This window comes from Bacillus sp. FSL K6-0255 (genome assembly GCF_045040725.1).
GTDB classification, from domain to species: domain Bacteria; phylum Bacillota; class Bacilli; order Bacillales; family Bacillaceae; genus Bacillus; species Bacillus subtilis.
The window spans coordinates 3556059-3580351 of record NZ_CP150278.1; the positions used below are offsets into that span (position 1 = coordinate 3556059).

Annotated in this window: 19 protein-coding genes; 8 read left to right on the forward strand and 11 right to left on the reverse strand. The window is 39.7% G+C overall.

The features are described 5' to 3' along the window. Nucleotides 1-3: 3 nt before the first annotated feature. The 4 genes from tagG to tagD form a co-directional block, all read right to left on the reverse strand. Nucleotides 4-831 (reverse strand): teichoic acids export ABC transporter permease subunit TagG, encoded by an 828-nt coding sequence (tagG, locus tag MHB62_RS18510; RefSeq protein WP_003227928.1) that lies wholly within the window; start codon nucleotides 829-831, stop codon nucleotides 4-6. Nucleotides 832-995: 164 nt separating this feature from the next. Continuing rightward, a complete protein-coding gene (tagF, locus tag MHB62_RS18515; protein ID WP_032722621.1) occupies nucleotides 996-3236 on the reverse strand; it encodes a teichoic acid poly(glycerol phosphate) polymerase in 2241 nt (746 codons plus the stop codon). A gap of 11 nt (nucleotides 3237-3247) precedes the next feature. Beyond that, the gene (gene tagE, locus MHB62_RS18520; RefSeq protein WP_032722623.1) at nucleotides 3248-5269 is read right to left on the reverse strand and encodes a poly(glycerol-phosphate) alpha-glucosyltransferase; all 2022 of its coding nucleotides are present in this window, start codon (nucleotides 5267-5269) and stop codon (nucleotides 3248-3250) included. A gap of 160 nt (nucleotides 5270-5429) precedes the next feature. Next, nucleotides 5430-5819, reverse strand: a complete 390-nt coding sequence (gene tagD, locus MHB62_RS18525; protein ID WP_003227921.1) for a glycerol-3-phosphate cytidylyltransferase — start codon at nucleotides 5817-5819, stop codon at nucleotides 5430-5432. 399 nt (nucleotides 5820-6218) lie between these two features. Between tagD and tagA the strand changes: the two genes are divergently transcribed. The 3 genes from tagA (at nucleotide 6219) to MHB62_RS18540 (ending at nucleotide 9615) form a co-directional block, all read left to right on the forward strand. After that, complete coding sequence (gene tagA / locus MHB62_RS18530; protein WP_003227919.1) at nucleotides 6219-6989, forward strand: N-acetylglucosaminyldiphosphoundecaprenol N-acetyl-beta-D- mannosaminyltransferase; 771 nt, start codon at nucleotides 6219-6221, stop codon at nucleotides 6987-6989. A 32-nt stretch (nucleotides 6990-7021) separates the two neighbouring features. After that, nucleotides 7022-8167: a teichoic acid glycerol-phosphate primase gene (tagB, locus tag MHB62_RS18535; RefSeq protein WP_009968271.1), complete on the forward strand. Its 1146-nt coding sequence runs from the start codon at nucleotides 7022-7024 to the stop codon at nucleotides 8165-8167. Nucleotides 8168-8286: 119 nt separating this feature from the next. Then, nucleotides 8287-9615 (forward strand): major teichoic acid biosynthesis protein C, encoded by a 1329-nt coding sequence (locus MHB62_RS18540; RefSeq protein ID WP_003243411.1) that lies wholly within the window; start codon nucleotides 8287-8289, stop codon nucleotides 9613-9615. A gap of 59 nt (nucleotides 9616-9674) precedes the next feature. Here the strand turns inward: MHB62_RS18540 and lytD are convergent, their stop codons facing one another. Both lytD and manA read right to left on the reverse strand, forming a co-directional pair. After that, nucleotides 9675-12317 carry a beta-N-acetylglucosaminidase LytD gene (gene lytD, locus MHB62_RS18545; protein WP_032722624.1) on the reverse strand — a complete coding sequence of 881 codons (2643 nt, stop codon included), beginning with the start codon at nucleotides 12315-12317 and terminating at the stop codon, nucleotides 9675-9677. A 128-nt stretch (nucleotides 12318-12445) separates the two neighbouring features. After that, a complete protein-coding gene (manA, locus tag MHB62_RS18550) occupies nucleotides 12446-13396 on the reverse strand; it encodes a mannose-6-phosphate isomerase, class I (RefSeq protein ID WP_032722626.1) in 951 nt (316 codons plus the stop codon). Nucleotides 13397-13660: 264 nt separating this feature from the next. Between manA and gerBA the strand changes: the two genes are divergently transcribed. From gerBA to gerBC, 3 genes are read left to right on the forward strand one after another with little or no spacing between them, the layout of a single operon-like run. Further along, entirely contained in the window at nucleotides 13661-15112 is a 1452-nt protein-coding gene (gene gerBA / locus MHB62_RS18555; RefSeq protein ID WP_032722629.1) for a spore germination protein GerBA, read from the forward strand. 5 nt (nucleotides 15113-15117) lie between these two features. After that, entirely contained in the window at nucleotides 15118-16224 is a 1107-nt protein-coding gene (gene gerBB, locus MHB62_RS18560) for a spore germination protein GerBB (protein WP_032722630.1), read from the forward strand. Continuing rightward, a complete protein-coding gene (gene gerBC / locus MHB62_RS18565) occupies nucleotides 16221-17345 on the forward strand; it encodes a spore germination protein GerBC (RefSeq protein ID WP_032722632.1) in 1125 nt (374 codons plus the stop codon). The genes gerBB and gerBC overlap by 4 nt, the downstream gene beginning before the upstream one ends. 36 nt (nucleotides 17346-17381) lie before the next feature. Here the strand turns inward: gerBC and MHB62_RS18570 are convergent, their stop codons facing one another. After that, complete coding sequence (locus tag MHB62_RS18570; RefSeq protein WP_015251080.1) at nucleotides 17382-18755, reverse strand: sugar porter family MFS transporter; 1374 nt, start codon at nucleotides 18753-18755, stop codon at nucleotides 17382-17384. Nucleotides 18756-19087: 332 nt separating this feature from the next. Here MHB62_RS18570 and tagT point away from each other — a divergent pair, with 332 nt between their 5' ends. Together tagT and ywtE are read left to right on the forward strand one after the other, a co-directional pair. Next, nucleotides 19088-20056 carry a polyisoprenyl-teichoic acid--peptidoglycan teichoic acid transferase TagT gene (tagT, locus tag MHB62_RS18575; RefSeq protein WP_032722634.1) on the forward strand — a complete coding sequence of 323 codons (969 nt, stop codon included), beginning with the start codon at nucleotides 19088-19090 and terminating at the stop codon, nucleotides 20054-20056. A 155-nt stretch (nucleotides 20057-20211) separates the two neighbouring features. Further along, the gene (gene ywtE, locus MHB62_RS18580) at nucleotides 20212-21072 is read left to right on the forward strand and encodes a 5-amino-6-(5-phospho-D-ribitylamino)uracil phosphatase YwtE (protein ID WP_029318756.1); all 861 of its coding nucleotides are present in this window, start codon (nucleotides 20212-20214) and stop codon (nucleotides 21070-21072) included. 33 nt (nucleotides 21073-21105) lie between these two features. Here the strand turns inward: ywtE and pgdS are convergent, their stop codons facing one another. From pgdS to pgsC, 4 genes are all read right to left on the reverse strand, one after another. Continuing rightward, nucleotides 21106-22347, reverse strand: a complete 1242-nt coding sequence (pgdS, locus tag MHB62_RS18585) for a gamma-DL-glutamyl hydrolase (protein WP_032722842.1) — start codon at nucleotides 22345-22347, stop codon at nucleotides 21106-21108. Nucleotides 22348-22487: 140 nt separating this feature from the next. Further along, the gene (gene edmS / locus MHB62_RS18590) at nucleotides 22488-22655 is read right to left on the reverse strand and encodes an extrachromosomal elements maintenance protein EdmS (RefSeq protein WP_003227896.1); all 168 of its coding nucleotides are present in this window, start codon (nucleotides 22653-22655) and stop codon (nucleotides 22488-22490) included. Between the two features lie 14 nt (nucleotides 22656-22669). Then, on the reverse strand, nucleotides 22670-23812 hold the full coding sequence (pgsA, locus tag MHB62_RS18595; protein ID WP_003243306.1) for a capsular polyglutamate synthetase PgsA: 1143 nt from the start codon (nucleotides 23810-23812) through the stop codon (nucleotides 22670-22672). A gap of 18 nt (nucleotides 23813-23830) precedes the next feature. Continuing rightward, complete coding sequence (gene pgsC, locus MHB62_RS18600) at nucleotides 23831-24280, reverse strand: poly-gamma-glutamate biosynthesis protein PgsC (protein WP_003227889.1); 450 nt, start codon at nucleotides 24278-24280, stop codon at nucleotides 23831-23833. Nucleotides 24281-24293 lie beyond the last annotated feature (13 nt).

The following is a 24293-nucleotide window of genomic DNA, read 5'->3' on the forward strand; positions in this document are numbered from 1 at the left end:
GTATTAAAGAAAGTCAACAAACTTGTCTCTGAATTTCATATGCAGGATAGAACCTACTAACAATAAAAGGAATGTGAACAACCAAAAGTACAGCGTGTACTTCATGTCATGGAAAAACCATGCTCCATCTAAGAAGCTGTTCCGGAATCCTTCAATAATATAGAATAGTGGATTCAACTTCAGAACAGGCACTAATTCGGGGTGGCTTTGACCGAGTTTCGCATTAACATCCCAAAAAATTGGCAACAAGAAAAACAAAAGTCTTGTTACGGCCTGCAGCAAAAATTGATAATCTCTAATCAGCACACTGATCGTTGAGTTAAACAAACTAAACGAAAACATAAAAGCAATCATACAGATGAAGTAATAAATATATTGTAACCAATGCACACTCGGGAACACACCATTAACTAGGAGTACAATGATATAAATCACCATCATGATCATATAACTAAATAAGTTAGATGCAATGGCCACGGACGGTAGAGAACTAATCGGGAAGTTCATTTTAGCCACCATATTAATGCGCTTAAATACACTATTTGATCCATCAAGTATAGTTGGACTGATGAAAAACCATGGGATTAATCCTGCCAGCATCCAAATAATAAAAGGCACTTCGCCCGCTCCGGTTGTCACAGGACCGCCCTTTCTAATCCCCATACCAAATACGAACCAGTAGGCCAGCATTTGGATAAGCGGATTTAAGAACTGCCATAAGACACCTAAATAATTCATTTGATATTTAGACTTGGTTTCATAAGCCGCCAATCTTAAAATTAAAGGAAATGACGTTATTTGCTCTCTGAGTATACGCAACAAATCATTCATTTTTTATCTTCCTTAGACTTAATTGTTTTTGGGAATCTTTCTGTTTAAAATTTGAAAGCACCGCTGATTATTGTAACAGATCCTGCATTTTTTTTCACTTCTCAACAAGTATCTAAAAAGCTGCCGAAATATCGACAGCTATACATTTTATAAAATAACCTAAATTATTCAGCTTTAAATACAGTATTAACAACCTTTTCAGATGAACGTCCTGACTCTAAATAGCAAAACTTATCATAGAAAGGACCAAAAGAAACCGGAAGCTTATAATCAGGCGATGAGATCTGCTTGATAGCCTCAATCGTTTCTTCAGTAGTTTTTACCAAAGGACCAGGAGCTTCTTTTTCAAAATCAAAGTAGAAACCACGCAACTTATCCCGGTAGGTCTCGATGTCAGGGACAAAGAATAGCATTGGCCGTTTTAAATTTGCAAAATCAAAGAATACTGAAGAATAATCAGTAATCAGCAAATCAGAAACCATATACAATTCTCGAATATCCTCATAAGCAGAAAAATCATATGCAAATCCTTCAAAAGGACCTAAATCAAAATTCTCAGCTACCAGATAATGCATTCTTAAGATTACGATATATTCATTTCCAAGCTCTTGTCTAAGTTGATGCAAATCTAAATCGAGATCGAACTTATAACGCCCTTTTGCATAGAACTGATCATCTCTCCATGTAGGGGCATATAAAATAACCTTTTTATCACGAGGAATATTTAACCTACTCTTTATCAATGATATTGTTTCCTCATTATTATCATTATGAAGAAAATCATTTCTAGGATATCCAGATTCAATCATTGTCTTGTTAAACTGAAACGCCCGTGTAAAGATCTCAGTTGAATAACCATTTGGGGAAATCAAGTAATCCCAATTAGAAGCTTCCTTGATAAAATTCCTTTTATATTTTTTGGTGTTTGTACCAGGCATATGGACTTCTTCCATATCCATTGCAAGTCTTTTTAAAGGTGTGCCATGCCATGTTTGTAAATATGTTGTATGACTAGGTTTCGGAATCCATAATGGAAGCCGGCTGTTAACAACCCAATACTCAGCTCTTGCCATAGCGAAGAGCCATTTTAATGAGAGGCGATTAATGTAAGGAATTCCCTTTTCATCAAAAGGCGCTGAATATTGTTTATTTACACTCCAATACATTTTATACTCAGGGTGGTTTTCCCGCATATATTCGTAAATCGCTCTCGGATTACAACTGTATTGTTTCCCATTAAAACTTTCAAAAATGACTGTTTTCCTTTTAACTGGCATTCTGCTAGCCATCATGAATAGAGATTTGTATGTTTTAGTGATTAACTTGTTTCTCATTTTTGTGATCTTTTTTATTTTTGATACTAATCTCTTCTTCTTTCCTTTAATAAAGTATTTAATCCTTGTTTTCAGGCTATAGTCGTTTACTCTGATACCTAGAGTCTGCTTTTTCTTTTTCTTAAAGACTTCATAACGAACTGGTGCGTTGTTTGTTTTAATAATACTTACTAATCCTTTTAATTTGTTTTTTCGATCTCCTAAAACAAGAGCAGTGCTGTTGAACTGAATATCCGTTCCTTCATCGTCATTGCATATATACTCCATAAAAAGACGATAAACATAACGTTTTTCATTTGAGAAAGGAATTTCTTTCAAAGGCACTTTCACTTCAAAATCATACAGTTCCGGAACAAAACCATCTGCTCTCATGTTTTCCAGGCCATGTGTTTTTCTTTCTAGCTTGATTGGAAATTTTTCCTCAATAGGTGTTTCTCCACCCTTTTTTAAAATAAGGTTCAAGTTTTTTATCCGATATTGATTTTCGGAACTCAGGTACCCCGCATAACCTGTTATGCTTATTTCTTCAGAGCTAATCTCGATTTGATCAAATCTGATGATTTTGGCCTCTCTTTTCACCTTAATAGAAAAGTTGCCTTTATCAGTTGTATAAGGTAAAATCAAAAGTTCTGTGGTTTGATCGACATGAAAGGCGCGCTCAATTGAATTTACTTCAGCAGAAAGACGCTTCAAGAGTGGTTCCTGCTCCGCATCTTCATATTTTTTTCGAAATTCGACATAAAAATCATATGTTTGTCCCATTTCAACAGGCATAGGCAAAACATGAGCATTTATCTCAGTTTTATACTCTAATGAGCCAGTGTTTTGAAGCGGAAATTCAGATTCCGTTCCTGAACGTCTCTCTTTCAGCTTTAAAAATAACTGGTAATCCTCTAAAAATTGGTGTTCTGAATCAATTGAGATTAACAATTCAAGACTTCCTAAATTGTTTTTCAAGCTTTTCAAAATACATTTAATCACAGTGTTTTCAATCATTACTTTTTTCTGCTCCTCTGTATAAAAGCTCTTTCCTTTTTGCTTCCTTTTATTAGTGTCAACTACTAAGGACATTACCCAAAATATTAACTCTCTTTTATTTCCGTGACCCTCCAAGAGAAATTGCCTTTAACTGTTGTATAGGGCTCTACTCTATAGCCATTATTAGTATCTATACTGTTTCCTGACAATTTTGTTTCTTCACTCGAAAGTCTTCGCATTGTTTTAATATGGCCATTTGCATTGAAAACAATATAAAAATCAATAACTTGGGTTTTATTAGCAGCTATCTTTTCAATATTTACATCTTTTTCGAGATCAATTACAAACAGTTGATCATTTTGTAAGTTTGTTGAAATAATTTCAGCCTTATTCTTTCTGTCCAAGCCCACTAAACGTATTTTTTTAATATCATTATGATCAAAATTCTCAATGTCAATTTCTATTTTAGTTTTATCAAAATCCTCAGTATAGGAACTAATAGAAGGATCTTTTTTTCCAACCTTTTTAGAGAACTTCTCTCTTTCTATTCGCACCTCAATCATCTGATTAAGAGCAAAAGCCCAATTTTCAATATAGTTGGGTCTTGAATATTTTTCAGCCATTTTAAAAGCTTGTTCTGAAAATTTTTGATGAGTACTTTCATCTTTCATCAAAGAGATAATAGCTTGACCCAATTTCTCTATATTATACTGTTCAATGACATATCCATTTGCTCCGTCAGTAACTAAGCTCCTTGCTCCGTAATCATAATCGTATGTTACAACTGGACATCCATTGCTCAGTGCCTCCATATTTGATAGACCGAACCCTTCAAAATGAGAGGTTGAGATGGTTAGCCAAGCTTTTTGAAACTCTGAGTCAGGGTTATCCGTATAGCCTTTCAAAAAGACATTATTCTGCAGTTTGGTATCTTCAATTTCTTTTTTTATTTTTTCGAAATCTTCACCCGATCCGAATATATCAAGTTTTGCTTCAGGAATTTCTTTCACGACTAAACTAAATGCTTTTACTGCATGTATCAGATTTTTCATAGATGCAAGTCTTGAAATAATGACAGCTTTGTATTTTTCACTCGGCACATTCAATACAGCGGGATCAAGAGGCTTATCAATTGTATGCGGAGTAAAGAAAAACGTCTCTTGTTCCCCTGAAATCAATTTAAAATCTTCTAGCTGCTCCTCAGTTATAAAAAAGACAGCATCCAAATTATACATCTGACTAAATACTTCTTTATAGCGACCCTTAATTTGATATTTATTGCTGCCGTAATGCTTGTTATGAATAATTGCTCCATAATAGGAAGAAGGTGATTTTTTCACTTTAAAGACATGTTTGTCTTGCGGTCTGCTGTCCACTAAAAACAACTTAGGTTTATCATTTTGTTTTTGCAGATATTCTATCCAATATTGACGCAGTTCCGATTCATCTTTTACTTTTATCTCACCCTCAAGGGAGTACCAAATAATATGAGATAATTGAACATCTTTTTCTTCATTGTTCCATACATAGAGTTTGTCTAAATATACTTGATTTTGGTCATTAATATATTCCTGCAGATACATCTTGTTTAGCTGCACATCATAATGAGTAACGAGAACTAAGTTTCCGTTCTTCGTATATTCCTCTCTCTTTATGAGCTGGTTTTTATCATTCCAATAGTCGACGTACCGGATAGTTTCTCCATCTCCGTAGTAAACTACAGACATTTCATTGTTCTTCTTACCAAACAATCTCGACACAGTTTTTGCAAATTTTCCCATTCCAACTTGCTTTTTTATCTGGTCAAGGCCTATCCTTTCTTCGTATGATCTTTTCCCATTTGTTCTAACACTTAAAAAATCATCGAATAGATTAATAACACTTGTGAATTTTTTATCAATCTTACCGTTGCTGTACAATTCATCAATTTTTGAAGACAACTCTAAATCAAAACGAAACGTTAAGAAAAAGGTGTTTTGGTTACACTCTTCTCCAAATAATTTTGAACGCAATAATAATGATTTCGTCAGACCGCCATAATTACTTGGCAGTCCACCAGAGATAAAATAATAATCCATGTCAGGAATTTGTTTTATATTAGATTCACTCACCGCATGTAAAGACAATTTTTTACTCCCTTTCGGCATCTAGAATATATGATCATTGAAATTTATATCTACCCGGATACTTTAGTCACAAAAATCAATGTAAGCATCAAAAAGTACTTCTTATTTCAATAAGAAGTACTTTAATTAGATATTGAACCAATGATATCAGGATCCTAAATTATAAACCAGCAATTTCCTCTTTGATCTTTGTTGTAGAGATGCCTTCTGTTCTTGGGAGGTAAACAACCTCACACTGATCTTTGAGAAAGTCAAATTTACCTTCCCAGTCATCCCCCATAACAAAAACATCAATATTATGATCAATAATATCTTGCTTTTTTTGCTCCCAATTCTTTTCAGGAATTACTTCGTCCACATATCGAATGGTTTCTAAAATTAATTTACGGTGCTCATAGCTGTGATAAGCTTTTTTTTGCTTTTGTAAATTGAATTCATCCGTTGAAATAGCAACAACTAAATAATCACCAAGCTGCTTTGCACGCTCAAGCAATTTAATGTGACCCCAATGCAGTAAATCAAAAGTTCCATATGTGATAACTTTTTTCATTTAAAGAAACGCTCCTTCCTAATGTTAAACACTATTAAAAACACTACTGACGTTAGCGATTAAATTCTAAAAACCTGTTTGTATTCCTTATATCGACATATTTCTCGTATGTCTTCACTGAACATTAATTATAGCATACCGCCTAAAAAAGGTTAAGTACTCATGAGGAGAAAAACATTCCAAAATATGTAATTACACTCAGACTCCATTGGCACCAAGGTCTGTTGTTCATTCGTTCATTCAATTGTAAAATTGGAAACATATTTAAATTTAATGTAAAGATAATGTTAATCCTTTGTTGAAGATTTATGTTAAAATATAAGGTAGCTTGATTTTGCTTTTAGAAACTCTCGGTTTTTAACTATATAAATAGAATCTTAAAGGAAGGAGGAGCCAGACATGCAAACAGAGACTATTCACAATATTCCTTATGTTAACAGTAACTTAACATCATTTATCGATTACCTAGAGAAACATTATATTGATCAAAAGATTGGTGCTGTCATTTCCACAGTCAACCCTGAAATTGCATTTGCAGCTATTAAAGATCGGGACTACTTTGATGTACTATCTTCTTCAAACTTCATTTTGCCTGATGGGATCGGTGTAGTCATGATGTCACGTTTGACTAACAACAGGCTTCAGTCCCGAATCGCAGGTTACGATGTTTTTAAAGAACTTCTGGGCGTTGCTAACAAAAAGAAAAAACGCATATTTCTGTACGGTGCGAAGAAAGATGTTATAAAAGGTGTTGTATCCAAAATTTCTTCTGAATACCCAAACATTAAAATCGCAGGTTATTCAGACGGTTATGTTCAAGATCGCACCCTAGTGGCAAAACAAATTGCAAGAGCAAATCCTGACATGGTATTCGTAGCTTTAGGGTATCCTCATCAAGAGAAATTCATTCATAACTACAGACACTTGTTCCCTAAAGCCGTATCTATAGGTCTAGGAGGAAGCTTTGATGTATTTAGCGGTAATGTCAAACGGGCCCCTTCCTGGATGATACGTTTAAATTTAGAATGGTTCTACCGGTTAATCTTGAATCCATGGCGATGGAAAAGAATGCTTAGCATCCCAAAATATGCTTTAACGGTTTTAAAAGAAGAAAAAAACAAAAAAACTTTCTATCCAAAGCCTGAAAAAGATCATACAAAACAGATTTAAAAACAAAACTTTCAAATAAATGGATGATAAAAATGAAAATAAGATCACTACTGGCGAATTGCTATTTGTATTTTTTATCAGCAATCGCCTTTTTTCTGCAATGGGTGAAACCTGAAAGCAAAGTGACCCTCCTGATCTCATTCGAAGCAAACGCAAAAGCGATTCTTGAGGAATATGAACAAGGACAATACTCTTATAAACTTAACATCCTGTATACCCAGCAGGCCTCTGCTATTGCCGAGAGCTTCCCGAATGTAGATGCATATTTATTACAAGAAAAAAACCCTATCCATCTCATTAAAGCTGTATACCTAATGTTTAACAGTAAAGTGATCATAACAGATAATTACTTTCTATTAACAAGTGTGTTAAATAAGCGGAAGCAAACGAAATGTATCCAAGTATGGCACGCAAATGGCTCACTCAAAAAATTTGGTTTGGAAGACATTACAAACATGCAACGGACGAAAACTGATATTAAAAGGTTCCAAAAAGTATACAGTTCGTATGATTATTTAACTGTTGGCTCAGAAGAGATGGCAAATATCTTCAAGAAATCATTTGGAATAAAGGATAACCAATTATTAAAAATAGGTGTACCTTTAACAGACCCTTATTACCGAGAAAACAAGAAAAAAATTTCAGATACTCTAAACATACAAAGAAAAAAAATAATCCTCTATGCACCGACGTTTAGAGATTATAATATGCAATCAATTCAATTGCCTTTTACAGAAGAACAATTAATTCATCAGTTAAAAGAAGAATATGTTTTATTTGTTAAGCTGCATCCCGCCATTCAGAACAATATTGATATTAAATATTCCAGTGATTATATTAAAGATGTTTCTAACTATGCCTTGTTTGATCTACTCATGGCTGCAGACATATTAATCACTGACTATTCTTCTGTTCCCTTTGAATTTTCGATTTTAAATAAACCCATTCTTTTTTATACTTACGATTTAAAACTTTATCAACAGAAGCGGGGATTGGTTGATAATTATCTTTCCATAATACCTGGAAGAGCCTGCTATGACAGTGAATCATTAATAAATGAAATTCAAACCCCATTTAATTATTCCAAAATAAAAGTTTTTTCCGATAGATGGAATAAGTATTCTGATGGGAATTCAAGCCAAAATTTATTGAATTTCATCGAAAATTTAATAAGCTAAATGATGACACTTGTTCAAAACAGAACAAGTGTTCTTTTTTCTATTGGATACCGAACGTATGTTTGCTTTAATGTAATTAGTTGCTTATGGCAGCAAATAATAATAGAGGTGGTAAATTTATGAGAAAAAAAGAACTGTTTGATTTCACCAACATCACGCCAAAATTATTTACTGAACTACGTGTAGCAGACAAAACCGTACTTCAATCATTCAATTTCGATGAGAAAAACCACCAAATTTATACAACCCAAGTCGCAAGTGGATTAGGAAAAGACAACACCCAAAGCTATCGCATAACTCGTCTATCTCTTGAAGGTTTACAATTAGACAGCATGCTGTTGAAACATGGAGGTCATGGTACAAATATTGGAATTGAAAACCGTAATGGCACCATTTATATTTGGTCTCTATACGATAAACCAAACGAAACAGATAAAAGTGAATTAGTTTGTTTCCCATATAAAGCAGGCGCGACTTTAGATGAAAATTCTAAAGAACTTCAGCGATTCTCGAATATGCCTTTCGATCATAGGGTTACACCTGCTCTTGATATGAAGAATAGACAGTTGGCAATTAGACAATACGATACAAAAAATAATAATAATAAACAGTGGGTGACAATCTTTAACCTGGACGATGCAATAGCAAATAAAAACAATCCTCTTTATACTATTAACATTCCTGACGAACTTCATTATTTACAAGGTTTCTTTTTAGATGACGGTTATTTATATTGGTATACAGGAGATACAAACAGCAAAAGCTATCCGAATCTCATAACTGTATTTGATTCCGATAATAAAATAGTGCTGCAAAAAGAAATTACTGTTGGCAAAGACTTGTCCACCAGATATGAGAATAACTTCCGTGAACCGGAAGGGATCTGTATGTACACCAATCCTGAAACTGGGGCAAAATCATTAATGGTGGGAATTACAAGTGGAAAAGAAGGAAATCGTATAAGCAGAATTTATGCATACCATTCTTATGAAAACTTCATGAATCATGTACCTATGCTTCGATCCCCTTTATTAAAAACCGTGGGGCACCAAGATACACCTCCAGAAAGATTTCAACCATTTATTCAAACCTTCATTTTAGAGTATAATGCTCAAAACAAAAAATGGATGGTTCCGACTTCAGGTTATTTACCATCTTACACATCAAATTTAGTCCGAAATATTACTATCAATGCAGATGGAAACTTGCAAGTCACATTAAATGAACGCTATATTAGTTTACTGCATCAATCGATAGAAGGAGATTTCCGCTTAAAACAAAAGGATATCCGAATGGGATCCTGGTATTTTGCCGGCGGAGAAAAATCAAATGTGCTTGAAATAGGTTTTATGAAAGGGAGTACAAAAATCAGACCCGATGATGCAGCCATCTCAAATGCTTCAAGAATGAGTATTTTTATGATTGTTGCGGACAAGATTGAGGTGTGATAATCAAATAGGCTGTAGCTATTTAATAGCTACAGCCTATTTGCAACTTTCTAAGTTTTTTATCGATATTCCGGAACATCAAAATAAAGTGTATAACCGTCCAGCAATGAATACAGGCTGTACATGCGGTTTACTTGTTTGTACGCCCAGCCGATGTCTGTTGCGTATTGATGTGTCGCTGTAGCTGACCATCTCATTTTGTACAGTGTGTCTTGATTGTAAGCTGTGTTGTGGATATACGATGAGCCTATGAATTTAGCTCCGCCGATAATGGCCGCTTCTGGTGTGAACCAGCCCTGCTCGTACGCATATTTGGCTCCGTAGTAATTCGGATTGCTGTCGTATGCTCCAATTCCATACATGTTGTATACGGTTTTTCCGTTATAGGTTAATCCATTGGCTAAAGCGGATGTCCCGTTTCCTGTTTCCAGAAGAGCGTGTGAGATTAAATACAGTTCGTTGATGCTATATTGATTGGCGGCATCGATAAATGCCTTTGCTCTCCCTGTCAGGATGCCTTTACCCGCAAGCACTTTCTGATTTACCTCAGTAACGCTGAGACCCGCTGTCTGTGACAGCTTGAGAAATTGGAAGTAGTATTTGCTGTCTCTGGAAAAGTTATTCGGATCCACGTATTGAACTACTTCATCACTGCTTGCGTTTCGCCAGCCCAAATTGATCTTAGCCCAGCCGTTTATCTGTCCGATGACTTTCACTTTATCGCCTTTTTTAAACTGGCCGATCACGTTTGTCGGGCTGACTTCCGGCGTTGACCGGATATTTAGTACATCAGCCGTAACAGTTGATGTTGCTGTATTAATGTACGTGAGCGATACGTAAGCCGCTCCGTCTGTTTGCGGACTTACTGTCATTTGTTTTTGGACCATATCACGAAGCGAGAGATTGTAGTTTGTTTTCATGATTTGCGGGCCGTTTTTGATCTTCACGATAGATGATGTCCATCCGTATAATTGTTTTAGCTTCGTTGATGCCGCAGCAGCTGTATCATTGCCTGTGAACTGCTCATTTACGCTGATTTTATAAAGCGTATTGCTTTTCGTTGTATAGCTCGGGGTTACACTTTTCGATTTAAGATAGGTTAACCCATTGTTCAATGCGGTTTTGCTGCTGAGCTGTGTTGTCACGATTTTGTATTGTGTATATGCTGTCTGGCCTGTTTTTGATGTTGTGACTGCGATATGATTTTGTTTGAAAAATGTTAAAACGCGGTCAATCTCTTCTTGGCTGATGATAGCTTCAGTTGTGATTTGATAGCTGCTCGCAGCTGTCTGACCGGTTTTCTGGCTTGCTGCTGATATATGATTCGATTTGAAAAACGTGAGTGCCTGATTGACTTTCGTTTGATCAAGCAGAGATTCGGTTGTGATTTTAAACGTGTCAGCTATTTGTTTTTTGACGGATTTCGCAGAAGCACTCAGCTGATTTTTCTTTAATATGTTCAAGCCCTTTGTGACTTTTGCTTGATCTGATGTTTCTTCTGAGATGAGCTGATATTGATTTTCTGCTGTTGATCCAACTGCTGTTTTTGCAGCTTTTACTTTTTTCTGAGCAAAGAAGGCTGCTGCTTTGTTCGCTTGCTGCTCGCCTAACATCTTGGCTGTCGTGATTTGATAAGCTGCAGACGTTGTCGTTTTTTTGACGCTGGATGACGTGTAATGCCATTTTTTCTTTTTAAAGAAAGTGTCTATTTTTTGGAGTTGCTGTTTTGTTATACCCTTCATATTCACGGTATATGATGTGCTTTTTCCAACCTGTTGATAACTGCCGGATACACCGGTGTTTTTCTTGATCTGGCTGATGGCGTCCTTTACTGTATTCAGCCCTTTGAAATAAGCTGATTGGACATTGTATGACTCAACGGTTGTTTTTTGATTGATGGACTTGTAGCTGCCTGTGATGCCAGTGCTCTGTTTCAGCTGCTGCAATAGAGTCTTGGCATTCGCTTCACCTGAAATGGCGGCAGTTGTGAACGTATAATAGGCTTGTCCTTTCACCGTTTCCTTTAATGATGCATGCAGCCCGGATTCCTTTTGGAAGGCATTTTTGATCTGCGCAGCTCTGCTGTCTCCCACGATTGTGCCAGACTGAATGGTTGTGACAGACACCGTGTGTGTGATGGGCTGATACGAGCTTTTAATCCCCGTTTGCTTGGCCAGGTTCTGGATAAGCGCCTTGACTTTTGTCTCATCAGCAATGTCTGATGTCATGACGTTCATATAGGGCTGAGCTGCTCCGTAAGCTTTTACAGCGCCAGCCACTCCCGTCTCCTGTTTCAGCTTTGCTAGGATAGTGTTGGCCTGTTTTTCTCCGGAGATGGCACCTGACGAGATGGTGACATATGGCTGTTTGCTTCCAACAGGACTTGACGTTCCTGTAATCGATGTCTGTTTGGCGAGTCCGCTCAGTATTGCTTTCGCTTCTGATTCGCTATGAATGCCTGAGGCGGAAATTTGGTAGGTCGTTGTTGTGCCTGAAGCCTGATAGGATGCATCCCAGCCAGTATCTTTTTCCAGTTTGGCGACAGCTTGTGAGGCTTGGCTTTCTGTACTGAATGTATTCGACGGCTCTACTTGATATAGTGAGTAGTCGGTATACGCGGCTGCCTGGGCAGAACCAGACATGGCAAAAAAGGCAAGGGACGCGGCGGATAGAAGCATAGGTGCGATTAGTCTCTTTTTCATTCCTTCTCCTCTTTCTTATTCTATGAGTATATAAAACTAGTTTATTTATCGGCACGCGCATGCTTCATTTATAGGTGAATCACTTCCATTTTCTAATAAAAAAACTTAACCTCGAAGTGAGATTAAGTTTAAATATGAGACACGATAAGGGTACAAGTTCCTTTTATCGTAAAATCGGGCATTTGAGCCGGCAAAATAAAGTGATCACCTTTTTTGAGCGGACATGTTTTGTCCTCATACTTGAGCAAACCGCTTCCTTCTATCACGCTGCATATCAGAAAGGATTCATCCTGAGTCATTTCAGCTTCGCCATTGATGTCCCATTTATAAACCGAAAAATATTCCCCTTGGACAAATGTTTTAATGGTTATTCCTTTTCTTGATTCTGTCGATTCATCTATATACCCGTCCACATGGGGAACCGTGGCGGCATTGACCGCTTTGGCAAAATGAAGCTCTCTCGGACTTCCGTTGCTATCAAGACGGTCATAATCGTACACCCGGTATGTGGCATCTGAATTTTGCTGAGTCTCTAAAACAAGGGCCCCCTTGCACAATGCGTGCAGCGTTCCGCTCGGCACATAATAGAAATCACCCGGTTTAATTTTGATTCTTCGCAGCAGGCCCTCCCAGTCACCGCTGTTGATCATTGTGACAAGTTCGGTTTTTGAGCGGGCCGTATGCCCGTAAATGATTTCTGCGTTTTCCTTACAGTCGATAATGTACCAGCATTCCGTCTTGCCGAGTTCTCCCTCTTCGTTTTCTCCGGCATAGTAATCATCAGGGTGAACTTTAATTGACGTATCTTCCTTCACATCCAGCAGCTTTGTCAGAAGCGGAAACCGATCCCCCTCTACGCCGCCGAATACTTCACGGTGCTCTTCCCAAAGCTCGATCAATGTCTTTCCTTTATAAGGGCCATTTGCAACAGTGCTCGGTCCTTTTGGATGAGCGGAAATGGCCCAGCATTCCCCCGTTGATTCTGAAGGAATACTGTATCCAAATCTATCTCGTAAAGCGGTTCCGCCCCAGATTTTTTCTTTAAACACAGGCGTTAGAAAAATCGGTGATTGCGTCATGATCCGTACCCCTCCCCTGTAAATAACTGATCATCATTTTCCCGGTGCGCCCCTCTTACAAACGCCCGTATAAGCTGCCTTTTTCCGATGACAACATATGTACAAAGCATCATCTTTTCATTACCCCTTCAAAGAAAACGCTTCCTATCTATTATATCACGTCGAAAAGAAGCTTTGTTTCAGCCTTTTCCTCGATAAGAATAATTCTCCTTTTTTGATACAAATTAATAAAAACCGTCAAACTGTTTACGAAGGAGAGAAACTATGCAAATCGACTCTGATCTCCAGAACAATTTAGACACACTGAAAAAAACATTGGGACAAAACGACGATATGATGTTTTATACATTTGCTTTCGGAGATAGCAGACAAAAGGCGTGTTTACTGTATATTGACGGTCTGACAGAGAATAAAATGCTGGCACAATACGTCATTTCTCCTTTACAAAAAGAGGCGTTGGCCCATAAGGAATGCTCGATTGAAGACTTATCCGCCTTTTTTTTCGGCTTTCACCACAGCGTTGTTTCTACAATGAAAGAAATAGAGCAGCTCGTTTTTTCAGGGCAAGCCATTTTGCTCGCTGATGGCTATCGCGGAGGATTAGCTTTCGACACAAAGTCAGTCGCAACACGCAGTCTTGATGAACCCTCCTCCGAAGTCGTGGAACGCGGCCCTAAAATAGGATTTATTGAAAAACTGCGGACAAACACGGCGCTTTTGCGTGAACGGACGAGTGATCCTAATCTCGTCATCAAAGAAATGACACTCGGAAAAAGGACCAAAAAGAAAATCGCTGTCGCTTATATTCAGGATATCGCCCCAGTTTATGTCGTCAAAGAAGTGTTTAAAAGGCTGAAATCAGTCAAAATAGATAATTTGCCGGAATCGGGGACGCTTGAACAGCTGATTGAAGACGAACCATTTTCAATTTTCCCCACAATATTAAGCACAGAACGACCGGACCGGGTCGAAAGTTCTCTATTAGAAGGGCGAGTGTCCATATTAGTGGATGGTACGCCGTTTGCTTTGATTGTACCGGCTACGGTTGACGAATTTATTCATTCGCCCGATGATTACAGCCAGCGCTGGATCCCAATGTCACTTGTACGCCTTCTTCGTTATTCCAGCATCCTGATCACCATTTATTTGCCCGGTCTGTATATTTCTCTCGTTTCTTTTCACACCGGGCTATTGCCGACTAGAATGGCCATTTCCATTGCAGGCAGCAGGCTTAACGTACCATTCCCGCCTTTTGTAGAGGCCTTTATCATGATCTTTACGATCGAATTGATACGAGAAGCCGGATTAAGGCTGCCTAAGCCGATTGGACAGACAATTGGCCTTATCGGTGGCGTTGTCATCGGACAGGCAGCTGTTCAGGCGCAAATTGTCAGTGCGCTTATGGTCATTGTCGTTTCTGTCACAGCACTGGCATCCTTTACCGTTCCTTCATACGCCTATAACTTTCCGCTGCGGATCATTCGGATCGGGGTTATGATAAGTGCAACAGCGCTTGGCATGTATGGCGCTATAATGGTTTATCTGTTTGTGATCGGCCATCTCATGCGCCTGAAAAGCTTTGGACAGGATTACATTATCCCGATCATGGCGCAGCCTGGACAGGATTTGAAAGACACAGTCATCCGTATTCCCACGATGTTTTTAAAAAGAAGACCGACACGAAACGATCCCGAAGATAACATCAGACAAAGGTGATGGCTATGAGGAAATCAGAGCATAAACTGACATTTATGCAGACGCTCATTATGATCAGCAGCACATTGATTGGTGCCGGGGTGCTGACCCTTCCCCGCTCAGCCGCCGAAACCGGCAGTCCGAGCGGATGGCTAATGATACTGCTCCAGGGCGTTATTTTTATTATCATCGCTCTGCTTTTTTTGCCTTTTCTTCAAAAAAACAGCGGAAAAACTCTTTTTAAGCTCAACAGCATTGTAGCTGGAACATTCATCGGCTTTCTATTGAATTTATATATCTGTCTATATTTCATTGGGATTGTTTGCTTTCAAGCTCGGATTTTGGGAGAGGTTGTCGGATTCTTTTTGTTGAAAAATACGCCAATGGCAGTTGTGGTGTTTATATTTCTTGCAGTTGCCATCTATCATGTAGGCGGAGGCGTTTATTCAATTGCAAAAGTATACGCTTATATTTTTCCTATAACCCTTATTATTTTTATGATGCTTCTGATGTTCAGCTTTCGCTTGTTCCAGCTTGATTTTATCCGGCCGGTATTTGAAGGAGGCTATCAAAGCTTTTTCTCTTTATTCCCAAAAACATTATTATATTTCTCCGGATTTGAAATCATTTTTTACCTGGTCCCCTTTATGAGAGATCCAAAGCAAGTGAAAAAGGCTGTTGCTCTGGGCATCGCGACTTCCACATTGTTCTACAGCATTACTTTGCTCATTGTGATTGGCTGTATGACTGTGGCTGAGGCAAAAACGGTGACATGGCCGACCATTTCCCTTATTCACGCATTAGAGGTTCCGGGTATTTTTATTGAACGATTTGATTTGTTCTTACAGCTGACCTGGACAGTCCAGCAATTTGCCTGTATGCTCGGATCCTTTAAAGGCGCCCATATCGGGTTAACGGAAATCTTTCATCTGAAAAATAAAAACAATGCATGGCTGCTGACTGCAATGCTGGCTGCGACGTTTTTCATAACGATGTATCCCAAGGACTTGAATGACGTGTTTTATTACGGGACGCTTCTTGGATATGCTTTCTTAATTGTGATTACAATTCCATTCTTCGTCTGGTTTTTAAGCTGGATACAGAAAAAATTAGGGAGGGGGCAGCTACAATGAAAACAGCAACAAAATTCTCCGTCATGTTTTTTATGCTGCTGGTCCTCTGCGGGTGCTGGGATGTCAAAGATATCGAGCAACTATCCTTCGCCAGAGGGCTGGCGATCGATGAGACAGATGATCACCAGTACAAACTGACGTATCAAAACCTTCTTCCCCAAAGCGAAGACAGCCAAGCATCCGGAAAACCCGAATTTGTCAATGTGACGTCCCACGGGAAAACGATTCTGGAAGCAGTCAGTGATGTATCCATCAAGGACCCTCCTGTTTATAGCGATCATTTAAAAGTCATTCTTCTGGGAGAAAAACTGATGAGGAATCAAAATGTAGACCAAGTCCTCAACCACTTTATCCGAGATGATGAGCTGCGGCGAAGCAGCTATTTGATGGCAGCCAGAGGGAATGCAGCTGATGTTCTCACAAAAGGAAACCCCAATCAGCAGCAGCCGATGCCCTCCGAAAAACTGATTGATTTGACAACTCACAGCGGATATAACGGTAAGATTATGATACCGCTGCGCATCGGAAGAGCTTCTGTCTACTCTCAGAACGGGTACAGTTATCTTATTCAAGCCGTGAAAAACGAAAAGGGAAAAGCCAAGTATGACGGAGCAGGCATTATCAAAAGGGGCAGCAATAAACTCGTTGGGTTTCTTTCAGCTGATGAAACCCAAACACTGTCATGGGTCATGGGGACGATCCAAGGCGGTGTCATGCCGACGACAGATAAAGGACATCCGATTACGTTTGAAATCAAAAAGTCGAAAACCAAAATTAAGCCTATCATTGAAAACGGAAAGCCTATCTTTCATATTTCTGTTAAAACGAAGGGCATCCTGACAGAAGACCAAAACCCGAATGAAAACTCCTTTAGCAAAAGTTATTTGCACAGGCTGGAAAACATTTTTGAAAAAAAGCTTGAACGAGATGTAAAGCAGGTGATGGATAAACTGCAGCACGAGTATAAAACCGATCCGGTCTTTTTATCAGACCACATAAGGATTCAACACCCTGACTACTGGAATAAAGTAAAAGGGCATTGGGAGGAAATATTTTCCGAGACTGATTTTAAGTACGATATTTCTTTTAAAATCATTAACTTTGGCACGGTGGGAAAGTAAGCAATCAAAAGGGTGCGCATGATTGCGCACCCTTTTTTATGTTCCGACAGTCTGCTGTTTTCCGGCCGATCCTCCCTGTCCGTTTTTGTCCCGTAAATCCTGCTCAATTTCTTCAAGGCTTTTTCCCTTTGTCTCTGTCACTTTAAATCGGACAAATAAGAACGCCATGATACCGATCGCGGCATAAATCAGGAATAAATAACTGATTCCGATCGCTTCCATTAATATTGGATAGGTTAATGAAACAATCAGTGTCCCAACGTGCAACATTAAGGTCGAAACACCGGTCCCGATTCCTCTGACGTGAAGCGGGAACAATTCAGGAAGCATCACCCACACAACCGGTCCCCAGCTGACCGCAAAGACAACGATAAACACGCCTAAACAAATGACGGTCGTCCATGAGGCAGCCGGAGTGTTATCGAAAAAGAGATTTACTAAAGCGAGAACGATCAAGCTGATCACCATGCCCGCATTCCCGAATAGCAGTAACGGCTTTCTTCCAATCTTGTCGATAATTTTAATCGCTACTAATGTCATGAGAACATTGACTGTGCCGATTCCGACCGTGCCTAAAATCGAAGCGGAGTTTCCGAATCCGACGTTTGTAAAGGTCTTTGGCGCATAGTAGATGATCGTATTCGTTCCGATAAATTGCTGCAAAAAAGCGAGTCCCAAACCTGCAATAAGCGCTGGGCGCACCCATGGATCGAACAGCTCCTTCAGACCGCCTTCATCCTGCTTTTCCGCTTCTTTTATATCATGTATTTCCTGATCAATATCTTTTGTGCCACGCAATTTTTCAAGAATTTTCTTCGCTTTGCTTTCTTCGCCATTCGTGAACAGCCAGCGCGGGCTCTCCGGCATAAACAAAATGCCAATAAGCAAGAGCAATGACGGCACAGCAGCCAATCCAAGCATCCAGCGCCACGCTTCGGCATCGGCAAATATGTAATTGACAATGTAAGAAAGAAGGATGCCGACCGTGATCATCAGCTGATTCAGTGATGACAGCGCCCCGCGTTTATGTTTTGGCGCCAGTTCAGATAAATAAAGGGGCACGATTGTCGTCGATGTTCCGACTGCAAGTCCCAAAATGATGCGAAACAGCACCATGACTCCTGTATTTGGGGCCAGTGCCACACCAAGACCGCCTATACAAAACAGCAGCGCGGCTGCCATAATTGCTTTTTTTCTTCCGAAACGGTCAGTCAGCTTGCCGGCCGCTCCTGAGCCCAATATCGCCCCAACCAGCAAGGAGCTGACAACAAGACCTTCTGTAAACGCGTTTAAGCCTAACTCCTTTTTCATAAATAAAATAGCTCCGGAAATCACTCCGGTATCATAGCCATATAACGCGCCTCCAAGAGCTCCGAAAAAATAAAGCCATATATTTGACTGCTTTTTCATAAAGATGACTCCCTTTCTCCATCAGCTGCAATGACATTGTCTGTGGGATTTTTTTAGAAATCTTTTAGCCTCTTTTTCCGGCCATTAAACCTTTTTATTTTGCTGATCATAAGTTTTCCAATCATTTACTTGTATTTTTTTCAATGTCGCCGAAACATTTTACCTGCTGCGGCGTCCAATATAAGGTGATTCAGTACATCATCGTTATCAATTTTCAAAAACAAGAACTTATAAATATAGGAATATTTATCGAAAAATGTCTTTCGAGTAGTTGCCCCATGGCAAATAGAATGGTACGCTTCAAATATTAAAGAAACGTGAGGTATTGATATATGGAAGAACGATCACAGCGCAGAAAGAAAAAAAGAAAACTAAAAAAATGGGTGAAAGTTGTTGCCGGATTAATGGCTTTTTTAATCATTGCGGCAGGCTCTGTCGGCGCCTATGCTTTTGTAAAGCTGAACAATGCTTCTAAGGAAGCTCACGTCAGCCTTGCACGCGGAGAACAATCTGTAAAACGGATCAAAGAATTTGATCCTGGAAAAGATTCTTTTTCTGTATTGCTCTTAGGAATTGATGCCAGGGAGAAAAACGGCGAGACCGTCGATCAGGCAAGAAGTGACGCGAATGTGCTGGTTACATTTAATCGGAAAGAAAAAACAGCTAAAATGCTGAGCATTCCGCGTGACGCCTATGTAAACATCCCAGGCCACGGGTATGATAAATTCACACATGCTCACGCTTACGGCGGCGTTGACTTAACTGTGAAAACAGTTGAAGAAATGCTGGATATTCCCGTCGATTATGTCGTAGAAAGCAATTTCACGGCTTTTGAAGACGTCGTAAACGAGTTAAATGGCGTCAAAGTAACTGTAAAAAGCGATAAAGTCATTCAGCAAATCAAAAAAGATACAAAAGGTAAAGTCGTTCTTCAAAAAGGAACACATACGCTTGATGGGGAAGAAGCGCTCGCTTACGTAAGAACACGTAAAGCGGACAGTGACCTTTTACGCGGGCAAAGACAAATGGAAGTGCTGAGCGCCATTATAGATAAATCAAAATCATTGAGCTCAATTCCGGCTTATGATGATATTGTGGATACGATGGGGCAAAATTTAAAAATGAACTTATCTCTTAAAGATGCCATCGGCCTGTTCCCGTTCATCACTTCATTGAAATCAGTTGAGTCTATTCAGCTGACGGGTTATGATTATGAACCTGCCGGAGTCTATTATTTCAAATTGAATCAGCAAAAGCTGCAGGAAGTTAAAAAAGAGCTGCAAAACGATTTAGGTGTATAATGAACGGGATGGCGATTACGCCATCCCGTTTTACATATTTCCTTGTTGAAAATTATCAAAGTAACGATTAGCCTTAATTTATATGGATTATGTTTCACAGGCAAGCTGAACATACTACACGAAGCAGCTTCATTTTTAAGGAGGTTCCCCTACATATGAAATGTATTGCGATTGATCTAGACGGAACATTACTGAATAAAGAAAGCGTCATTTCTGCGGAAAACAGAGAGGCGATCAAGCGGGCCGTTGATGCCGGCATCCTCGTCACCATTTGCACGGGAAGAGCGACATTTGATGTAAAAGCGCTGCTGGATGACTTGGACATCCCTATCATTGCAGCTAATGGCGGCACGATCCATGACACGGGTTACCGTTTGATCAGCCGGACATTAATGGATCAGGAAGCCGGTAAAGCGATTGCTGATTACTTACTTTCAAAAAACATTTATTTTGAGGTATATACAGATGACCATCTGCTTTCTCCTTTTGACGGCGAAGCTAAGCTGCACGCGGAGCTTGACATTCTAAAGAGCGCAAACCCAAACGAGCAGACGGATGAATTGTGGCAAGGAGCCATGACTCAATTCAAACAGTTTGGCATTAAACCAATCCCTCATATCGAATCGGTTTTTGACGGGAGTGAAAACATTTATAAGCTTCTTTGCTTCTCCTTTGATATGGACAAGCTGAAACAAGCGAAGGAAGAACTGAAGCATCATAAAAAACTGGCGCAAACCTCTTCAGGAAAACATATTATCGAAATCCTGCCGGCCTCGTCAGGAAAAGGACGCGCGTTAACAAAGCTCGCTGACCTATACGGAATTGAAACACAGGATATCTATGCGATCGGCGATAGTCCAAACGATTTGTCCATGTTTGAAGTCGCCGGACACCGTATCGCCATGGAAAATGCGATTGATGAATTAAAAGAAAAAAGCACCTTTGTCACAAAAAGCAATGACGAAAATGGTGTGGCCTACTTTATAGACCAGCTTCTTTCAGGGCAATATGCATAAAGAAAAGACTCCAGAGATTGGAGTCTTTTTCTTTTATTGCACCCGTATACTTCCTGCGTATTTATCCTTCCAATAGGTGCTCGTGTTCATATTGGTGATGGTCACGCCGTTTGATAATGTGACATGAACAACTTGTCCGTTTCCGATATAGATGGAGGGATTTAAGCTTGTTGATTGAAAGAACACAATGTCTCCCGGCTTCAGGTCCGCCTTCTCAATCTTAGTTCCGGCATTGTACTGGCTTGTTGCGTATCGAGGCAGGGAAATACCGGCTGCTTTCTGGTAGACATATTGGACAAATCCAGCTGTATCAAATCCTGTCTCAGGTGTTACTCCGCCCTGTTTGTAAGGCACTTCTCCGACATAAAGCGTCGCTTCGGAAACAATCGGATTTTCTTTCGGGATTGTCAGGTTGTCAAATCGGCGAATACCCGTCATCTTCGATTTCCAGTAATCCTCTGACAAATAGGAAATGGTTACTTTTTCTGACCGGCTTGCCTGAATGAACCTGCCTGCGCCCGCATAAATGCCTGCATGTGAAATTCCCGTTTTATACGTATTGCTGAAATAGACGACATCACCAGGCTTTATGTTCTGAGGGGCTACCTTCTCGCCCACTGCCCACTGCTGTTCGGCTGATCGCGGCAGATAAATGCCAAGTGCCTGTTGAAACACATATTGCACAAGCCCCGAGCAATCAAAGCCCTCTGACGGCGTGCTTCCGCCAAACACATATGGGACACCGATATATTTTTCGGCCTCCTGAACGACAGGAACATCAGCCGTTGCCGGATCGGCAGCGATTCGTCTCGCCCCGATATAAGTTCCGCTCCAATAGCTGCTTTTTTTGTAATTGGTGATGATAACCCCTTTTGACTGTGTACTGTGAACCATTTGGCCGTCTCCGATATAAAGGGCGTCATGTGTCGGAACAGTGCCGGTGCTTCCCTCTTTCTTGAAAAACAAAATATCACCCGGCTTCAGGTTTTCCGGCTTTACAGCTGTTCCGATTTTATACTGGTCGTTTACAGATCTCGGCAGATGAATATCAGCCTTACTGAACACATATTGTATCAATCCTGATGGATCGAAACCCTCTTTCGGCGTTTCCCCGCCATATTTATACTGATATCCAAGCAGGATTTTTGCTTCGCTGACAATCAATTCTGATGATGTATCAGCTTCCGCAATCTCCGCTTTTGTCATAATTGGAACCAAAAAACAAATGATAACCGCCACAAGCAAAAACTTCTTCCAGTTTGCCAGTGTGTTCACTTTTATTATCTCCTCCTCTTTTTGCAGTTTTAACATCGGTATTTTTTTGAATATGTTAAGAGACTTTTTAATATTTTTACAGAATGAATATGCTGGGCAAATAAAAAGAGAGTGTCTCATCAGACACTCTCTTTTTTGAATTATTTATTGGCGTTTACCGGTTCTTCCTGCTGCTGGATTTTATTCATTTCCATATCAATCTTCTGTTTTTCCTGATCTGTCAGCTGATCATTGAATTTAAAAGCTGACATAAACATGAACACGATGGCTACGGCAACAAACGGCCAGATGGCTTTGACAAATTTCATCTTTATCACTCCGATTATTTAGATTTTAGTTTGTCACTATGATCAATATCAAACGTCAGTTTTCCGTCTTCTACTTTCCAAGCGAAATTAGAGTCTTTCGTCAGTTCGCGAATAATGGTTTTCTGTTTAAGGCTGTCTTTTTTCACAGGCGCAGGTGTCGCTTCATGGATATCGATCGGTGTCACTTCAAAGCGTCCTGTTCCATTTTTCTTCAGGTGATACTGAACCAGTGCACTGTCTCTTGTTCTCGTCCAGCCTTGGTCAAAGACAAAGTTGCCGAGGCTGTAGAAAATGACGGTTCCGTTATATACTTCAATCGGTTCTAAGACGTGCGGGTGATGGCCGACGATGATGTCAGCTCCCGCATCAGACATGGCTCTTGCAAGCTGGCGCTGGCGGTCGTTTGGATCATTGTCATACTCTTGGCCCCAGTGTGACTGCACAACAACGATGTCCGCATGTTTTTTCGCTTCTGAAATCATAGGGATGAAGATTTCAGGATCTGCGGGCAGCACGCCCGGCGTATTCTTTTTAGCCGCGAAACCTTTCCCGGACACATCGGTAAAGCCAAGCGTCGCAATCGTTACCCCGTTGACTTTCTGGTACGAAATTTTCTTTTTCGCATCACTTAAGCTGTATCCCGCTCCAACGATATCAAGGTTTTGCTTCGCAAATTCTCCAAGCGTATCTTTCATGCCCTGAACGCCGTAATCCATTGCGTGGTTGTTTGCGCTGTTGAGAACCGTGAAATTCATGTCCTTCAAGACTTTCACTGATTCCTTATTCGTCTGCAGATGAATCTCTTTATCTGCTTGTTTATAATTCTTTTGATAGGTTACCGGGTTTTCAAAGTTTCCTGCTACATAATCCGAGGCTCTAAAGATCGGTTCAACATATTGAAAAATACTGTCTGCCCCTTTTTGCTCCGTTACTTTTTCAACATAGCGTCCCATCATAATATCGCCTACAAATGAGGCTGAGAGTACGTCGTCAGAATACGTTTTGACCTTCGGCGTTTCCGCTTTTCCCGCCCACATGAAAGCGAACATAAGGACAAAAACGATCGGAATGGCAATAAATACGTGCTTATTGGTTTTCTTTTTTTGCTGTTTTGTCAGCTTTAGCAGCTTTTCATGAAAGCTCAGTTCTTTTTTCATCGTTTGACACACCTTACATTAAATTAAGTAGTAAACAAACATGATAGCAAAGGTCGCTCCGCTCAATAGCAGCGTGCTTCCGAACGTAATGGTTAAACCTTGTTTCTGAATGGTATTGGCAATTAAACCTGGCACGATGATGCCGATTCCTCGAAATTCTGCGATTTCAAATGGTACAATCGGGTATAGAAAATCAAACGCGATTTTTAGGACGATCCCTGTTATCAGCATGGCAGCGAATTTTCTGCGTCCGTACAAAATCATAAATTTGGATAAACCGTATTTCACAATAACATAAGTGAGCAAGCTCACTAGCAAAACAAGTAAAATAAAGACCGGCTGATTAAACACAAGTCCTAAATATCCCGGTACAACAAGTCCTGCTGGCACGATCCCTGTTTTTTCCGCAAAAATTAAACTGAGTAGTACACCTAAAATTAGTGCGATGTATAAATCTGATCCGAACATGTTTGCATTTCCC

Coding starts and splice junctions, on each gene's coding strand:
- tagG (WP_003227928.1), bottom strand. CDS start 831: ATGAATGATTTGTTGCGTATACTCAGAGAGCAAATAACGTCATTTCCT.
- tagF (WP_032722621.1), bottom strand. CDS start 3,236: ATGTCCTTAGTAGTTGACACTAATAAAAGGAAGCAAAAAGGAAAGAGC.
- tagD (WP_003227921.1), bottom strand. CDS start 5,819: ATGAAAAAAGTTATCACATATGGAACTTTTGATTTACTGCATTGGGGT.
- tagA (WP_003227919.1), top strand. CDS start 6,219: ATGCAAACAGAGACTATTCACAATATTCCTTATGTTAACAGTAACTTA.
- tagB (WP_009968271.1), top strand. CDS start 7,022: ATGAAAATAAGATCACTACTGGCGAATTGCTATTTGTATTTTTTATCA.
- MHB62_RS18540 (WP_003243411.1), top strand. CDS start 8,287: ATGAGAAAAAAAGAACTGTTTGATTTCACCAACATCACGCCAAAATTA.
- lytD (WP_032722624.1), bottom strand. CDS start 12,317: ATGAAAAAGAGACTAATCGCACCTATGCTTCTATCCGCCGCGTCCCTT.
- manA (WP_032722626.1), bottom strand. CDS start 13,396: ATGACGCAATCACCGATTTTTCTAACGCCTGTGTTTAAAGAAAAAATC.
- gerBA (WP_032722629.1), top strand. CDS start 13,661: ATGCAAATCGACTCTGATCTCCAGAACAATTTAGACACACTGAAAAAA.
- gerBB (WP_032722630.1), top strand. CDS start 15,118: ATGAGGAAATCAGAGCATAAACTGACATTTATGCAGACGCTCATTATG.
- gerBC (WP_032722632.1), top strand. CDS start 16,221: ATGAAAACAGCAACAAAATTCTCCGTCATGTTTTTTATGCTGCTGGTC.
- MHB62_RS18570 (WP_015251080.1), bottom strand. CDS start 18,755: ATGAAAAAGCAGTCAAATATATGGCTTTATTTTTTCGGAGCTCTTGGA.
- tagT (WP_032722634.1), top strand. CDS start 19,088: ATGGAAGAACGATCACAGCGCAGAAAGAAAAAAAGAAAACTAAAAAAA.
- ywtE (WP_029318756.1), top strand. CDS start 20,212: ATGAAATGTATTGCGATTGATCTAGACGGAACATTACTGAATAAAGAA.
- edmS (WP_003227896.1), bottom strand. CDS start 22,655: ATGAAATTTGTCAAAGCCATCTGGCCGTTTGTTGCCGTAGCCATCGTG.
- pgsA (WP_003243306.1), bottom strand. CDS start 23,812: ATGAAAAAAGAACTGAGCTTTCATGAAAAGCTGCTAAAGCTGACAAAA.
- pgsC (WP_003227889.1), bottom strand. CDS start 24,280: ATGTTCGGATCAGATTTATACATCGCACTAATTTTAGGTGTACTACTC.